The sequence below is a fragment of the Actinomadura roseirufa genome, assembly GCF_900659635.1.
GTDB lineage: Bacteria > Actinomycetota > Actinomycetes > Streptosporangiales > Streptosporangiaceae > Spirillospora > Spirillospora roseirufa.
The window spans coordinates 1-14,424 of the sequence record NZ_CAACVB010000204.1; the positions used below are offsets into that span (position 1 = coordinate 1).

At 75.0% G+C, this 14,424-nt stretch carries 15 protein-coding genes; 5 read left to right on the forward strand and 10 right to left on the reverse strand.

All coding sequences use genetic code 11. From position 1 onward, the window contains the following. Window positions 1-254: IclR family transcriptional regulator domain-containing protein (locus E1291_RS30955; protein ID WP_278045294.1), on the forward strand; the 254-nt coding region annotated here is incomplete at its 5' end. Window positions 255-419: 165 nt separating this feature from the next. Next, the gene (gene bioB, locus E1291_RS30960) at window positions 420-1,559 is read left to right on the forward strand and encodes a biotin synthase BioB (protein WP_131741625.1); all 1,140 of its coding nucleotides are present in this window, start codon (window positions 420-422) and stop codon (window positions 1,557-1,559) included. A gap of 292 nt (window positions 1,560-1,851) precedes the next feature. Here bioB and E1291_RS30965 read toward each other — a convergent pair whose 3' ends face one another. From E1291_RS30965 to E1291_RS30975, 3 genes are all read right to left on the reverse strand, one after another. Then, on the reverse strand, window positions 1,852-3,231 hold the full coding sequence (locus E1291_RS30965) for a carotenoid oxygenase family protein (RefSeq protein ID WP_207401026.1): 1,380 nt from the start codon (window positions 3,229-3,231) through the stop codon (window positions 1,852-1,854). Window positions 3,232-3,304: 73 nt separating this feature from the next. Further along, window positions 3,305-3,964: a permease prefix domain 1-containing protein gene (locus E1291_RS30970; protein ID WP_131741626.1), complete on the reverse strand. Its 660-nt coding sequence runs from the start codon at window positions 3,962-3,964 to the stop codon at window positions 3,305-3,307. Then, window positions 3,961-4,302, reverse strand: a complete 342-nt coding sequence (locus E1291_RS30975; RefSeq protein WP_131741627.1) for a PadR family transcriptional regulator — start codon at window positions 4,300-4,302, stop codon at window positions 3,961-3,963. The genes E1291_RS30970 and E1291_RS30975 overlap by 4 nt, the downstream gene beginning before the upstream one ends. A 73-nt stretch (window positions 4,303-4,375) precedes the next feature. Here E1291_RS30975 and E1291_RS30980 point away from each other — a divergent pair, with 73 nt between their 5' ends. After that, window positions 4,376-4,813 carry a hypothetical protein gene (locus E1291_RS30980; protein WP_131741628.1) on the forward strand — a complete coding sequence of 146 codons (438 nt, stop codon included), beginning with the start codon at window positions 4,376-4,378 and terminating at the stop codon, window positions 4,811-4,813. On the opposite strand, the gene E1291_RS30985 is transcribed toward E1291_RS30980, so the two are convergent. The 5 genes from E1291_RS30985 to E1291_RS31005 all read right to left on the reverse strand — a co-directional run bounded on the left by E1291_RS30985 (window position 4,814) and on the right by E1291_RS31005 (window position 9,012). Further along, a complete protein-coding gene (locus E1291_RS30985; protein ID WP_131741629.1) occupies window positions 4,814-5,593 on the reverse strand; it encodes an ABC transporter permease in 780 nt (259 codons plus the stop codon). After that, entirely contained in the window at window positions 5,590-6,534 is a 945-nt protein-coding gene (locus E1291_RS30990; RefSeq protein ID WP_131741630.1) for an ABC transporter ATP-binding protein, read from the reverse strand. The genes E1291_RS30985 and E1291_RS30990 overlap by 4 nt, the downstream gene beginning before the upstream one ends. Window positions 6,535-6,666: 132 nt before the next feature. After that, complete coding sequence (locus tag E1291_RS30995) at window positions 6,667-7,323, reverse strand: response regulator transcription factor (RefSeq protein ID WP_131741631.1); 657 nt, start codon at window positions 7,321-7,323, stop codon at window positions 6,667-6,669. 38 nt (window positions 7,324-7,361) lie between these two features. Then, on the reverse strand, window positions 7,362-7,793 hold the full coding sequence (locus E1291_RS31000; RefSeq protein ID WP_131741632.1) for a pyridoxamine 5'-phosphate oxidase family protein: 432 nt from the start codon (window positions 7,791-7,793) through the stop codon (window positions 7,362-7,364). A gap of 64 nt (window positions 7,794-7,857) precedes the next feature. Continuing rightward, window positions 7,858-9,012: a sensor histidine kinase gene (locus tag E1291_RS31005; RefSeq protein ID WP_131741633.1), complete on the reverse strand. Its 1,155-nt coding sequence runs from the start codon at window positions 9,010-9,012 to the stop codon at window positions 7,858-7,860. Between the two features lie 219 nt (window positions 9,013-9,231). Between E1291_RS31005 and E1291_RS31010 the strand changes: the two genes are divergently transcribed. Both E1291_RS31010 and E1291_RS31015 read left to right on the forward strand, forming a co-directional pair. After that, the gene (locus tag E1291_RS31010) at window positions 9,232-10,404 is read left to right on the forward strand and encodes a serine hydrolase domain-containing protein (protein ID WP_131741634.1); all 1,173 of its coding nucleotides are present in this window, start codon (window positions 9,232-9,234) and stop codon (window positions 10,402-10,404) included. A gap of 77 nt (window positions 10,405-10,481) precedes the next feature. Next, window positions 10,482-12,020: an alpha/beta hydrolase gene (locus E1291_RS31015; protein ID WP_207401027.1), complete on the forward strand. Its 1,539-nt coding sequence runs from the start codon at window positions 10,482-10,484 to the stop codon at window positions 12,018-12,020. An 80-nt stretch (window positions 12,021-12,100) separates the two neighbouring features. Here the strand turns inward: E1291_RS31015 and E1291_RS31020 are convergent, their stop codons facing one another. Further along, a complete protein-coding gene (locus E1291_RS31020) occupies window positions 12,101-13,321 on the reverse strand; it encodes a L,D-transpeptidase (protein WP_242614479.1) in 1,221 nt (406 codons plus the stop codon). Window positions 13,322-13,553: 232 nt separating this feature from the next. After that, the gene (gene pgl / locus E1291_RS31025) at window positions 13,554-14,330 is read right to left on the reverse strand and encodes a 6-phosphogluconolactonase (RefSeq protein ID WP_131741636.1); all 777 of its coding nucleotides are present in this window, start codon (window positions 14,328-14,330) and stop codon (window positions 13,554-13,556) included. Window positions 14,331-14,424: the final 94 nt, after the last annotated feature.

A 14,424-nucleotide genomic window follows, 5' to 3' on the forward strand; every position in this document is an offset into this window, starting at 1 on the left:
ACCTCGCGGCACTGCGCGCGAGGCTCGCCGCGACGGTGCGGGACGGCGCGGTGGCGTCGGTCGGCGAGCGGCAGGCCGACGCGGGCGCCGTCGCCGCGCCGCTGTTCGGCCCGGACGGCGAGGTCCGCGGGTCCATCAGCGTGTGCGGGCCCCGGCACCGCTTCACCCGCGCGGCGGTCGGGCGGTACCGCCCCCTCGTCCGCGACGCCGCGCGGGAGATCGCGCACAACTGGGCGACGCCGCGCCGGACGTGAACGGCCGGCCGTTCCGGTCATGATCATCACGGTGGTCTCCCGTGCCCGGCGGGCGGATCCGGGACCGACCGGCGGGGACGAGCGCGGCCGTACAAAATTGGATTCGGTCGCTTTGTGGGGGGCGCTTCTTGGCCGGGGGTGGGGCACCGGGCAGGATCGGGCACCATGAGCCTTCTCGAGACCCTGGCCGGCAAGGGACTGCGGCGTGAGCCGCCGACGCGGGACGAGGCGCTGGCCCTGCTGGCGACCTCCGACGACGACCTGCTCGACGTGGTGGCCGCGGCGGGCCGCGTCCGGCGCCACTGGTTCGGGCGCCGGGTCAAGCTGAACTATCTGGTCAACCTGAAGTCCGGGCTGTGCCCGGAGGACTGCACGTACTGTTCCCAGCGGCTCGGGTCCAAGGCGGAGATCCTCACCTACACCTGGTTGAAGCCGGAGGAGGCCGCGGACGCCGCCGCCGCCGGGATGGCGGCGGGCGCCAAGCGGGTGTGCCTGGTCGCCAGCGGCCGGGGACCCACCGACCGGGACGTCAAGCGCGTCGCCGACACCATCGCCGCGATCAAGGAGCGGGGCGAGGTGGAGATCTGCGCCTGCCTCGGCCTGCTGCGCGACGGGCAGGGCGAGGCGCTGCGCGAGGCGGGCGCCCACGCCTACAACCACAACCTCAACACCTCCGAGGCCCAGTACGCCGACATCTGCACCACCCACGGCTTCGAGGACCGCGCCGACACCGTCGCCAAGTCGCGCGAGGCGGGACTGTCGGCGTGCTCCGGGCTGATCGCCGGGATGGGGGAGACCGACGAGGACCTCGTGGACGTGGTGTTCGCGCTCCGCGAGCTGGACGTCGATTCCGTCCCGGTGAACTTCCTGATCCCGTTCGAGGGCACGCCGCTGGAGGGGCGGTGGACGCTGACGCCGCAGCGGTGCCTGCGCATTCTCGCGATGGTCCGGTTCGTCTGCCCGGACATCGAGGTCCGTCTCTCGGGCGGCCGGGAGATCCATCTGCGCACCCTGCAGCCGCTGGCCCTGCACATCGTCAACTCGATCTTCCTGGGCGACTACCTGACCAGCGAGGGCCAGGCGGGCAAGGCCGACCTCGACATGATCGCCGATGCCGGTTTCGAGGTGGAGGGCGCCGACGTCGCGACCATGCCCGAGCACCGCCGCGCGGACGGTGCCCCCGCCCCGGCCCCCGCTCCGGCCCCCGCGCCCGAGCCCGCCGGGGCCGCCGCCGTCCCCGCGCACATCGATCTGGTCGCCGTCCGCCGCCGCGGCGCCGGAACCGACCTGCCGCCCAACGCCTGACCGCCGCCCCGGGCCGGTCGCCCCGGCCCGGGGTCCCGCCGTCCCCTTGAGCCGCGCCGCACGCGGTCCTGCGACGCTCTTCGGAGGCGGGGGCCGGTCTGCTCCTGAGGCGGCGTCGGGGGCCGTCAGAGGCCCGCTGCGGCCGGCTGACCGGAACAGTGCACCCCCTTCGCTCCGGCTTGACCTTCACATCGACGTGAGGACTTGGCGTCCAAAGTGTCCGGTCACTGATGCCGGCCGGGCCGGACGGTCATGGAGGCCGTCCCGGCCGCGGCCGCCGACGTTCCCCGGGTCAGGCGTCCTCGGGGATCCAGGAGCCGTGGAAGCCGGACGGGACGCCGCGGGGCAGGTCGACGTGGGCGACCGGGCCCGCGGGGAGGTTCGCGGCGTCCAGGACGAGGAGCCGCGAGGCGCCACCGTCGCGGCGGGTGGCGATGGTGAGGAGCCAGCCGTCGTCCTCGGCGCGGTCACCGGCGGTGGCGGGGACGAAGACGGCCTCGCCGACCATGGTGTCCGGATCCAGGTCGTAGGCGGTCACGGCGCCGGTGGCGGTGTCGTACTTGACCACGGCGCAGGCGTCGCGGCTGAGCGGCTCGGTTCCGGTGACCGTGTACAGGTACCTGGACGGGAGTCCGGTCCGGTCGTCGTCGAGGGTGGGGAACTCCACCGCGCGGTCGTCCAGGGGGGTCTCCGCGGCCCGGCCGGTGCTCGGGTCGAGCGTCCATCGGTGCAGGCGGGCGCGGCCGACGGCGGGCGCGGACGCGTCCGGCAGCGTGACCATGCGGGCGAGCAGCTCCCACAGGGCCGTGAACTCGGCGCGGGAGTAGCGGACGGCGTCCAGGACGATCCGCCCGGCGGCGTCCTCGTGGGCGTTGCCGACGTGGAAGACGAAGCACGGCTCGATGTCGAACCAGCGGACGGGGGCGTCCGGGACGTCGTGGCGCATGAGGCCGAGGCGGGCGCCGTAGGCGTCGTCCCAGCGGTAGGGCATGGCCCGGCCCACGAGATCCCGCCGGAAGGTGACCGGAAGGTCGAGCCAGACGACGTAATGGTCGGTGATGGCGAAGTCGTGCATCATCGTCCCGGCCGGGACGGTGACCTCGCGGCTGTGGACGAGGTCTCCCCGCGCGTCGAGCCGATGGTGGGTGAGGAAGGGCGGGCGCATCCCGTAGCCGAAGAAGTGCAGGTCACCGGTACCGGGGTGGCGTTTGGGGTGCGCGGTCATCGCGGTGGTGAGCCGGCCGCCGAAGTCGCACGGGCCGACGGTGTCGAGATCCGCGGTGACCTCGTGGGGGAGGCCGACCTCGACGAGCGCGAGGACGCGCCCGGCGTGCCGCAGGACGTGGGTGTTCGCGGACGGCGCGGTCAGGTCCAGCGTGCCGTCGGGCCGCACGAACGACCGGCCGTGGAACCAGCCGGTGCGGACCCAGCGGTTGCGGTACCACTCGGCGCGTCCGTCGCGGAGCCGGACGCCGTGCAGCATGCCGGGTCCGACCTGGAGATGATCGGTGGCGGTCCCCGGCAGGGCGTTGGGGCCGTTGCGGACGTACCGGCCGTTCAGTTCGGGCGGCAGCGCGCCGGTGACCGGCAGGTCGCGGGCCTCGATCTCGTCGGGCACGGACCTGAGGTGACCGGGCAGGCCGTACCGCTGGACGGTCTCGGCGTCGATCATGGCAACCCCCCGTGGCCGGGCGGCGCCGGCCGGGCGCCGCGGGCTCCAGGGTGCGCCACCGGGGCGCGCGGTGTCACGCGGTTTTCAGCCGGGCGCAGCGGCGGCAGGCGCGCGCCGAGGTGGCGACCATGCCGTGGGCGACGGCGGCGAGGACGCCGGCCAGGGCGAGCGGCGGCCAGTCCGCGGCGAGCGGGGACGAGGTGATGAGGGCGAGCGCGGCGACCGCCATGCCGAGGCCGGCGGTGGTGCCGGTCCAGGCGACGGCCAGCGGCAGCCGCCGGGGGACCGGCAGCCGGCGGGCGAGCGCGCCGGTGACGGCCGGCGTCGCCGCGGCGAGCAGCGCGACGGTGCCCGCGACCCCGGCGAGGTGGACGGTCAGCAGCCGCGGCGCCCAGCCGCCGTCCGGGACGGCCGTCCAGAGCAGCAGCCAGCAGGCGAGGAGGAACGGGACGGTGCGGGCCGCGGCGCGGGCGGTGTGCCGGGCCTGCGCGATCGTCAGCTCCCGCTGGCAGCAGGGGACGAGGTCGGCGGCGGTCCCGAACTCCCGGATGGCAAGCCGGGCGGCCTGATGGCGGGGGAGGCCCTCGGCGGCGTGCGCGTCCACCGCGTCGGTGAGGCCCTCGTGGATCTCCCGGATCAGCCTGGCCTTGGCCCGGGCCGGCCCGTGCAGCGCGGCCGACAGGTCGGCGACGTAGTCGCCGATCGGGTCGCCGGCCGGGTCGGCGCCGCTCATGTGGCCGGGCTCGGTGGTGCGGCGGGGTTCAGCACGGAGCCGATCACCGTGGTGAACTCGCGCCAGGCCGCGCGCTCACCGTCCAGGGTCCGGCGGCCGGCGTCGGTGAGCCGGTAGCGGCGCCGCTGCCGCTCCCCGGCCGCCTCCCAGCTGCTGGTGAGCAGGCCGAGCCGCTCCAGCCGGTTCAGCGCCGGATAGATCGTGCCGGTGCGCAGCTCCAGCGCCCCGCCGCTGCGGTCCTGGACCGCGGCGATGATCGCGTAGCCGTGCAGCGGGCCCGACTCCAGGACGGCCAGCAGCAGGCCGTCCAGATGCCCTCGTACCGCGTCCGCCCTCATGAGTAGGCAGCCTACACAAATAAGCGTCGGCATGGTACGTATTGGCAGCCAACCTATTGACGAAGGAGCGACGGTGACGAAGCTGCTGCTGTCCGTGCACGTCCTGGCCGCGATCCTGGCGATCGGCCCGGTCGCCGTGGCCGCCTCGATGTTCCCCCGTTACGCCAGGGCGCCGGAGCGGGACGGGACGGCCGTGCTGCTGCACCGGGTCTGCCGCGTCTACAGCGGGGTCGGCCTCGTGGTGCCGTTGTTCGGGTTCCTGACCGGCGCGCGGCTCGGGGTCCTCGGCGACCCGTGGCTGATCGCGTCGATCGTGCTGACCGGGATCGCGGCCGGAGTGCTGATGATGGCGATCCTGCCGGGCCAGCAGCGGCTGCTGGCCACGGGCGGCGGGGCCGGGGCGACGGCCCCCGCCGCGCGGCTGGCCGCCCAGACCGGGGTGTTCAACCTGCTCTGGGCGGTCGTGACCGTCCTCATGATCGTGCGGCCGGGGTCCACCACCGGCGTGTGACTACTTCACCTCCCGGCGGGCCAGCCGCATCGCGCCGAAGACGAGCGGGAGCACCAGCCACACCGCGAGGGACGTGGCGATCCGTGCCCACTCGTTCAGGGTGACGCCCGGGTCCATCAGCGTCGCGAGCGTCTTGTTGGTGTCGAACCAGCCCGCCGGGCCCTCCAGCTTCTCCACCATCGGCCCGAGCGTGCTCCAGAGCGTGGGCAGCAGGAAGTACAGGACGATCGCCAGCGGCGAGTTCATGAACAGCATCCCGTAGGCCACCCCCATCGCCACGACGACGAAGCCGTACAGCAGGGTCCCGCCGAGGAGCTGCGGGGGCGGCGACCAGGATCCGCCCGACCGGCCGAGCGTCGCGCCCGTGACCCGGCCGAGGAAGGCGACCACCACGCCTACGGCGGCGAACCCGGCGGCCAGGCACGCGCCGCCCAGGAGCTTGGCCGCCAGCACCCGCCCGCGCTCGGGGACGAGCGTGAAGGTGGCCAGCGCCGTCCGCTGTGACCACTCGCTCGTCACCGACAGGATCCCGAGGACCGGCAGGAGCAGGTTCACCCCCGTCTGGGACCCGATGAAGAAGCTCCCGAGCGACTGCTCGTCCTTGTCCTCCGCGAACAGCACGACGGGCACCATCGCCACCGCGGTCAGCCCGATGAGGACGAGCATCCACCGGCCCGCCCGGGTGTCGACCATCTTGCGCAGCTCCACGGCGACGAGCCGGGCGAGCGGAGGCCGCGCGGGTTCCAGCAGCGCGGCGGGACGGTCGTGGACGGCGGTCATCGCAGCGCTCCTTCACGGCCGGGCGCCATCGCGCCGGCCGCGGTCCGGTCCGGGGGAGCGGACGCGGCCCCGGTGAGAGTGAGGAACAGCTCCTCCAGGCCGCCCCCGCCGGCCCGGCCGAGCTCCAGCAGCACCACGCCCGCCGCGGCGGCGGCCCGCCCGACCGGCTCGGCGCCGCCCCGCACGACCAGCTCGCCGTCGCTCTCGCGCCGCCAGCGCAGCCCGGCCGACGCCAGCGCGGCCTCCAACGCGGCCCGGTCCAGCGCCCGGACCCGCGTGCCGTCCGGGGCGGCGAGCAGTTCCCCCTTGGTGCCCTGCGCGGCGACCCGGCCGTTCGCGATGACCACGAACCGGTCCGCGACGGCCTCGACCTCGTGCAGCAGATGGGACGACAGCAGCACCGTCCCGCCCCGGTCGGCGAAGTCGCGCAGCAGGCCGCGCATCCAGAAGATGCCCTCGGGGTCCAGGCCGTTCGCCGGCTCGTCCAGGATCAGCACGCTCGGGTCGCCGACCAGGGCCTGGGCGAGGCCGAGCCGCTGGCGCATGCCGAGCGAGTAGCCGCCGACGCGCCGCCGCGCCGGCCGGCCCGCGAGCCCGACCAGTTCGAGCAGCTCGCCGGCGCGCTGCCGGCCGGCGCCGGTGAGCTGCGCGGTGAGCGCCAGCGTCTCGCGCCCGGTGCGGCCGGGGTGCTGCGCGGCGGCGTCCAGCAGGATCCCGGCGTGCCTGCCCGGGTTGGCGATGCGCCGGAACGGGACGCCCTTGACGGTCGCCGAGCCCGACGTCGGCGGGGTCAGCCCGCAGATCATCCTCATGGTGGTCGACTTGCCCGCCCCGTTCGGACCGAGGAACCCGGTGACGGTGCCGGGCGCGCAATGGAACGACACGTCCTCCACCGCCGCGACGTCCCCGTAGCGCTTGGTCAGATGCTCGACGTTGATCATGCGCCCAGCCTCGCGGGCCCGGCCGCCCCGCGGCAGCGGCCGAAGGTCCACATCACCCGAGACCGAAGTAGCCCCCACCCGGTCCGAACAGTGGTCCTCAGCCGTCACGCGAGCGCGCGCCCTGACCGGTGTCTATTCGGAGTCGTGGACGAGCAGGGCGATCTGGACGCGGTTGTTGAGCTCGAGCTTGGTCAGCAGGCGTGAGACGTACGCCTTGACGGTCGCGACGCTGAGCGACAGCTCGCGGCCGATCTCGCCGTTGGTGCGGCCCTGCCCGACGAGCGCGGCGACCGCCCGCTCGCCCTCGCTGAGCCGGCCGAGCAGCTCGCGGGCGCGCTCGCGGCGCGGGTCGACGCCGGTCTCGGCGACGTAGGACATCATCTTGCGCATCACCGCGGGCGACACCATCGGCTCTCCCGAGGCGACCTGCCGGATCGCCCGGACGATCTCCGGCGGCGGGGTGTGCTTGAGCAGGAACCCGCTCGCCCCCGCGCGCATGGCGCGCAGGATGTGGTCGTCGGTGTCGAACGTCGTCAGGATGATGATCTCGGGGGGCTCGCGGCGGGCGCGCAACCGCTCGGTGGCGGCCAGGCCGTCCAGCCGCGGCATCCGGATGTCCATCAGCACGACGTCGGGGCGGTGCGCGTTCACCGCGGGGACCACCTCGGCGCCGTCGGCGACGTCCCCCACCACTTCGAGGTCGCCGGCGCCCGCCAGCATCATCGACAGACCGGCCCGGACGAGCGCGTCGTCGTCGACGATGAGCACGCGGATGGGGGGTGAGTCCATGCCGCCACTCTAGAGTGCCGGCCGGCGCCCGGAGGCCGTCATGGCGAGGAGCGCAGGCGGCGGCCGCTCACCTCCGCGGCGGGCAGCCGGAACCACGCCTCGCGCTCGTCGCCCGGCCACGGGTCGACGCGGACCGCCGCGTCGCGCTCCTCGTCGCTGAGCCGGTGCGCGCCGCCGCGCAGCAGCACGCTCCAGCCCGAGCGGGACGCCTCGTCGAGGCGGTCGACCTCGAACGCGGCGCGGACGTTCCCGCCGGTGATCGCCGTCAGCAGGCTGCGGCTGAGCCGCCCGGACACCGACGTGCGGAACACGACCGACTCCCCGTCGACGGCGTAGTTCACCGGCACCACCGTGGGGCCCTCGCCGTCGTCGTAGGCGACCCGCCCGACGCCGCCGGGGGCGATCAGGCGCATGCATTCGGCGCGGTCGAGGTCCTCCAGGATGGGCTTGGCCGCCGGTTCGTCTGCCATGCCCTCCCCATGCCCCCCGTCCGGGCGGCCATGCGCGTTCCGGCGGGAGGACCGGCGCGGGGGATCAGCCGGGGAGGGGGAGGCGTGCGCGCAGCCGGAATCGCCCGTCGCCGGTGCCGCCGTGCTCCAGGTCGCCGCCGAGCATGGCGACGCGCTCGCCCAGCCCGACCAGGCCCGCGCCGGCGCCGGGCAGCGGGTCCGGCGGCGGGCCGGGCGGAAGGGGATTGACGATCTCGACCGTCAGGTCCGCCCCGCCGGGGGAGTCCAGGACGACCCGGACGAGGGCGCCCGGCGCGTGCTTGCGGGCGTTCGTCAGCCCCTCCTGGACGATCCGGTAGGCGTGCCGGCCGACCCGGGCCGGGACCGCCGCCGGATCGGCGACCCGGTCGTCCAGGCTCACCCGGGCCCCGGCCCGCCGCGACTCCTCCACCAGCGCGGCGACGTCGGCGAGCGTGGGCTGGGGACGTTCGGGGGCGGGGTCGGCGGAGTCGTCGAGCAGCACCCCGATGACCTCGCGCAGGTCCTCCATCGCCTCGTAGGCGCTCTGCCGGATGATCCCGGCGGCCTCGCGCTGGTCGGCGGGCGCGTCCGGGCGGAACTCCAGCGCCCCCGCGTGCACGGCCAGCAGCGAGATGCGGTGCGCGAGCACGTCGTGCATCTCCCGGGCGAGCCGCTCGCGCTCCAGCAGCCGCCCCTCCTCGACCCGCAGCCGCTGCTCGGCCTCCGCCGCGCGGGCCCGCTCCCTCAGCGACGCGATGAGCTGCCGCCTGGACCGCACCAGCATGCCCGTGGACACCAACACCGCGTACAGGAGCCCGAAGGTGACCACGCCCTCCCGGAACGCGCGCTCCGAGAGCGCCGCGATCCGGAACAGCACGACCAGCACCGCCATGTTGACGGCGCCGACCAGCACCGGCGCCCGCCACGGCCGGTGGACCGCGACGGAGAACACCGCGAGCGCCGCCGAGCCGAACGCGGTGGACGCGGCGAACTGCGCCGCGATCATCACCAGCGCGACGGGAACCGGGTGGGCGCGCCGCAGCAGCAGGAGCACGACCCAGGTGACCGCGCCGATCGCGACGTCCCGGGCCACGACCACCTGCGCACCGCCCGGCAGGTCGTGCCGCGACTGCTGCAGGACGAGCAGCCCGAGCGCCGCGGCGGCGGCGGTGACGGCCGCGTCACCGACCCAGTCGCGCCACGGTCGCCGGAGTTCCACCCGGTCAACGCTACCGACACCGGCCGCCGCCGGACGCGGGCACCGGTAGCCGCCGCACCGACTTTGGTCGCCCGCGTGGGCCGGGGGCGTGCGGCGCGGTGTCCGGCCGCCTCGCGTACATGGGGGCAGCACCAGTCACCGGCTGCCGTTGTCCCGAGGCCCGACCGGGGTGATCGCCGTAATGTGGCGGGCCGCGTGCCCCGCCTAGCGTCGGAGCACATGACCAACACACCATTCGAACGGCGCCCGCGTGCGCGCCGGGCCGCCGTGGCGGCCGTCACCGGGGTGGCGGTGGCGGGCGGGACGGCCGTCGCGGTGCCCGCGCGGGCCGAGCCCGCGCGGGCCGGGTGCGGCGACCGCCCCGCCACGCGGAGCGCCCTGGAGCGCATGACACGGGTGCACAAACTGACCGGCGCGGCGATCCGGATCGACGACCCGGCGTGCGGGACCTGGACGGCCGCGAGCGGCGTGGCGGACCGCCGGACGGGCCGGCCGATGCGGGCGGACCTGCGGGGGCGGATCGGCAGCGTCACCAAGAGCTTCACCGCCACCCGGGTCCTCCAGCTCGCCGACCGGGGCGCGATCTCCCTGGACGCGCCGGTCGACCGCTACCTGCCCGGCCTGATCGACCGCAACGGCTTCGACGGCCGCGAGATCACCGTCCGGAGCCTCCTGCGGCACACCAGCGGCCTGCCCGACCACATGGACGGCTTCGCGAGCGCGGAGGAGTACACGTCCCGGCACTTCGAGCCGGGGGAACTGGTCGCGCGGGCCCTGGACCTGCCGCGTCCGGAGGGGGCGTGGCACTACTCCACCACCAACTACGTCATCGCCGGGCTGATCGTCGAGAAGGTCACCGGGCACAGCCTGGCGGACGAGGTCCAGAGGGGGATCGTCGAGCCGCTGGGCCTGCGCGACACCTACTGGCCGGGCGACGAGATGAGGATCAGGGGTCCGCACCCGCGCGGCTATGTGCGCGTGGAGAAGGACGGCGCCGTCCGCTGGGACGACTACACCGAGGTGAACACGACCGTGGGCGGCGCCGGCGGCGCCCTGGTCTCCACCCTCCGGGACATGAACCGGTTCTACGGCGCGCTCCTGGGCGGGCGGCTCCTCTCGGCGTCCCGGCTCGCCGAGATGAAGGCGACCGTCGCGGCCGACCCCGACCGCACGTGGCCGGGCGCGCGGGCGGGGCTGGGCCTGCTCCAGACGTCGCTGCGCTGCGGCGGCGACTGGTGGGGGCATCTCGGCGACCTTGAGGGCTTCACCACGCTCGCCGTCACCGGGCCCTCCGGCCGCCGGGTCTCCGTCGTCTTCAACGAGAACCCGTCCACGCAGGAGGCGTTCGACGACGAGCTGAACATCGCCCAGGCGGCCCTGTGCGAACGATGAGCCTCGCGGCACCGACAAGGAGAGGGACCTTGACGAGGACCAGGAGAGCCGCCATGGCGGCTGGCATGGCGGCTGGCATGGCGGCTGGCATGGCGGTGGGCGCGGCGATGGTGACGGCGGCCGCCGCGGTGCCGGCCGCGGGGGCGTCGGCCGCCGCGCCGCGGCAGGACGGGCTCGGCCGCTTCTACCACCAGCCGCTGCGCTGGAAGGCGTGCGCGCTCGGCGAGGACGACCAGGTCGGCAAGGACCTGGACAAGGCCGGGGCGCGGTGCGCGGACGTGACCGTGCCGCTCGACTACGCCCGGCCGGACGGGCGCACGCTGACGGTCGCGATCTCGCGGCTCAGGGCGTCCGGCCCGGGACCCCGGCTCGGCACGATGATCATCAACGGCGGCGGCCCCGGCCCCGCCATCGACATGCCGCCGTACATGCGCGGCGTCATGGGCGAGGCGGGCTCCCGATACGATCTCGTCGGCCTGGACCCGCGCTCGCTCGGCCGGAGCGCGCCCGTCGACTGCGGCTGGCCCGCCGGAACGTGGATCAGGTCGGCGGGGGAGGACCGGCGCTCGTTCGACCGGTCCGTCGCGTTCGCCAGGGATCTGGCCGCACGGTGCGCGGGGAAGGACCAGGAGCTGCTGCGGCACATCAGCACCCGTAACATCGCCCGCGACATCGACGTCGTCCGCGGCGCGCTCGGAGAGCGGAAGGTGTCCTACAACGGCGCGTCCTACGGCACCTACCTCGGCTCGGTCTACGCGACCATGTTCCCGGGGCGCCTCGACCGCGTCCTCCTCGACAGTTCGGTGGACCCCGCAGAATGGGGTCCCGGACTGCTGGCGGGCGGCGAGGACGCCAACGACCGCGCGCTCGGCGACTGGGCCGCCTGGACGGCGAGGCGGCACGCGTCCTACGGGCTCGGGGACACCCGCGAGGCGGTCCTCGCCACCGTGCGCGGCCTCCTGGCGAAGGCGGGCCGCGAGCCCCTCTCGGTCGGCCGCTTCAAGGTCGACGACGGGACGCTCCCGCTCGTGCTGTTCGACAACCTCGGCGATGACGAGGACGCCGCGCGGGCGAGCCTCGCGGAGTCCGCCGGGGTGTTCCGGAAGGCCGCGGCGGAGGGGTCCGCCGAGCCGACCAAGGACCTGGAGGAGGAGCTGACGTTCCTGCTGACCGGCGTCGAGGGGTTCTACGGCAGCGGCCAGAGCGCCATCGTCTGCGGCGACCGGGCGGCGGACGGCGACGTCGAGGGATACTGGCGTGCGGTCCAGCGGCACCGCGCGAAGAGCCCGGTCTTCGGGCCGCTGACCTACAACGTCAACCCGTGCGCGTTCTGGCCGGTGAAGCCCGCCGAGCCGGCGACGGAGGTCGGCGGGAGGCTGCCGGCGCTGATGGTGGCCGCGACCGGCGACACCCGCACCACCTATGAGGCCAACGAGGCGCTGCACCGGCTGCTCGGCGACTCGCGGATGATCACGCTTCCGGCGAACGTCCACGCGCCCTACCAGCGCGGTTACCCGAACAGGTGCGTGCGCGACCGGGTCAACGACTACCTGCTGACCGGCAGGCTCCCGGCGCGGGATCTCACCTGCGCCCCGGAGGCCCCGGCGCGGAGCTGACGGCGGGACCGGGGAGAACCGCCGCCCGGCCCGGGACGCGCGTCCCGGGCCGGGCGGTGAGCACCGTCAGTGAACCACCGTCAGTTCAGGGGCGCGCCTGTGACGGGCGCGCCCAGGGCGCTGCCCTGGACCCACTCGTCCCAGGACTTGGCCCAGGGCGTCGGCCCGTTGCCGAACCTCAGCTTGCGCGAGGTGCCGGTGACCTCGATGACGTCGCCCCTGTTGGTGAAGTTGAAGAACCACTTGGCGTCGTCGGGGGAGGCGTTCACGCAGCCGTGGCTGACGTTGGAGTTGCCCTGCGCGCCGGTCGACCAGGGGGCGGCGTGCACGAACGTCCCGCTGTAGGTCATGCGGACGTTCCACTGCGTCGGGATGCGGTAGGCTCCGGGGTCGCCGGTCGTGGCCGAGTCCATGACCATCTTGGCGGCCTTCTCCTGGGCGATCATCACGCCGGTGTAGCTGTCGTCGCCGGGCTTGCCGAGGCTGACCTTCATCGTCCGGACGGTGGAGCCGCCGTTGGTCACCGTGGCCCGGTGGGTCTTGGCGTTGATGGTCGTGACGTGCTTCGGGCCCACCGTGAAGGTGAGGACGCGGTCCTTCATCCCGTACATGCCGTCCCCGACCTTGAGGCCGCCCAGACGCGCGACGACCCGTACCTTCTCGCCGGACGGCCAGTACTCGCGTGGACGGAAGTCGACCTCCTGGTCGCTGATCCAGTACCAGGCGCCCTCGACGGGGCGGGACATGCGCACCTCCAGGGCGCGCTCGACGGCCGCCCTGCCCGCCTTGGTGGCCACCGGCTTCGACAGCAGGAGCTGCACGGGCATCCCCACGCCGACCGTCTCGCCCTCGAGCGGTGACATGCCCGTCTCCAGCTTCACGCGCGGCGTCAGCGTGGTGAACGTGGAGGTCGCGGTGACCTGCTTGCCGCCCTCGCCGCTGCCCTGCGCCGTCACGGTGTACTTGGTGGACGGGCGCAGGTTCCCGGTGGACTTCCAGGAGCCGCCGTCGGGGGCCAGCGTGCCTTCGGCCTTCAGGTTCTTGCCGTAGGTGAGGGTGACGCCGGTGAGCTTGCCGTGGTCGGCCTTGACCGTGACCGGCTGATCGGGGGCGACCTGGCTCGTACCGGTCGCCGGGGTGATGGCCAGCCGCGCGGCGTCCTCGGCCTTGCCGCCCTCCTTGCCCGGGCCCTCGCCGCCGTCCGCGTCCTTTCCGCCTCCGGAGGAGCACCCGGCGGCGGCGATGGCCACCGCCGCGATGATCGCCGCTCCCGCCGCCCCTGCCCGGCCCCTCAGCACCACGGAACTCCCCTCGCTCGACGCGGGTCCCTCCGCCGTCAGGGTATGCGCCGTTTCGGCGTGGGCCTTCCGAAGCGCCGTGATCGTTCAGATCATCCCAGGTCAGCGGGGGTGCGCCGTGATGAGCGACACGCCGGGACGCGGCGCGCGGCGCGCGTCCCGGCGAGGGCGCCGGGGCCGGCCACACGGCGCGGAAGACGCGCCGCGTGGCCGGTCTCGCGTGGCGGGACCCGCCTCAGGGGGAGGCGATCCGCTCGATGCCGGGCGGCAGCTCCGACGCCGCGGCACGGTCCAGCAGGAACAGGGTGCGCTGGCGCCCGCGCGCCCCCGCGACCGGAACCTGGACGGGACCGGCCTCCGAGAGCCCGAGCCGGACCGCCGTGGACTTCGACTTCCCGGCCGCCAGCACCCACACCTCGCGGGCGGCGTGCAGCGACGGGAAGGTCAGCGAGATCCGGGTCGGCGGCGGCTTGGGGGCACCGCGCACCGCCACCACCGCGCGCCCGTCGTACACGGCGGGCATCTCCGGGAACAGCGACGCCACGTGCGCGTCCGGGCCGACGCCCAGCATCAGCACGTCGAACGAGGGCACCGGCCCGTGGTCCTCCGGCCGGGACGCGGCGCGCAGCTCCGCCGCGTACCGCTCGGCCGCCGACTCCGGGTCGGCGTCCGGGCCGTCGGAGGCCGGCATCGCGTGCACCCGCGCGGGATCGAGGCCGACGTGGTCGAGCAGCGCCGCGCGGGCACCGGTCTCGTTGCGCTCGGGGTCCCCGGACGGCAGGAAGCGCTCGTCGCCCCACCACAGGTCGAGGTGCGCCCAGTCGATCGCGTCCCGCGCGGCCGTCGCCGCCAGCGCGGCGAGCACCGCCGTGCCGACCCCGCCGCCGGTCAGTACGACCGACGCCGAGCCCCGCGCCGCCTGGACGTCCACGATCCGCGTCACCAGCCGCGCCGCGACCGCCTGGGCGAGCAGGTCCTGGTCGGCGTGGATGAGGACGGCCGGCGGGCTCACGCGTCCCCCGCCCGCCCGCCGCGACCGGGCTTGCGGCCCGCCTTCTTCGCGGCGGGCCTGGCCGCCGGACGCGCCGTCCGCTCGGCCTCCCGCC

What these genes read in the sequence shown, in the direction of transcription:
- bioB (WP_131741625.1), top strand. Translation starts at nt 420, where the DNA reads ATGAGCCTTCTCGAGACCCTGGCCGGCAAGGGACTGCGGCGTGAGCCG.
- E1291_RS30965 (WP_207401026.1), bottom strand. Translation starts at nt 3,231, where the DNA reads ATGATCGACGCCGAGACCGTCCAGCGGTACGGCCTGCCCGGTCACCTC.
- E1291_RS30970 (WP_131741626.1), bottom strand. Translation starts at nt 3,964, where the DNA reads ATGAGCGGCGCCGACCCGGCCGGCGACCCGATCGGCGACTACGTCGCC.
- E1291_RS30975 (WP_131741627.1), bottom strand. Translation starts at nt 4,302, where the DNA reads ATGAGGGCGGACGCGGTACGAGGGCATCTGGACGGCCTGCTGCTGGCC.
- E1291_RS30985 (WP_131741629.1), bottom strand. Translation starts at nt 5,593, where the DNA reads ATGACCGCCGTCCACGACCGTCCCGCCGCGCTGCTGGAACCCGCGCGG.
- E1291_RS30990 (WP_131741630.1), bottom strand. Translation starts at nt 6,534, where the DNA reads ATGATCAACGTCGAGCATCTGACCAAGCGCTACGGGGACGTCGCGGCG.
- E1291_RS30995 (WP_131741631.1), bottom strand. Translation starts at nt 7,323, where the DNA reads ATGGACTCACCCCCCATCCGCGTGCTCATCGTCGACGACGACGCGCTC.
- E1291_RS31000 (WP_131741632.1), bottom strand. Translation starts at nt 7,793, where the DNA reads ATGGCAGACGAACCGGCGGCCAAGCCCATCCTGGAGGACCTCGACCGC.
- E1291_RS31010 (WP_131741634.1), top strand. Translation starts at nt 9,232, where the DNA reads ATGACCAACACACCATTCGAACGGCGCCCGCGTGCGCGCCGGGCCGCC.
- E1291_RS31015 (WP_207401027.1), top strand. Translation starts at nt 10,482, where the DNA reads ATGGCGGCTGGCATGGCGGTGGGCGCGGCGATGGTGACGGCGGCCGCC.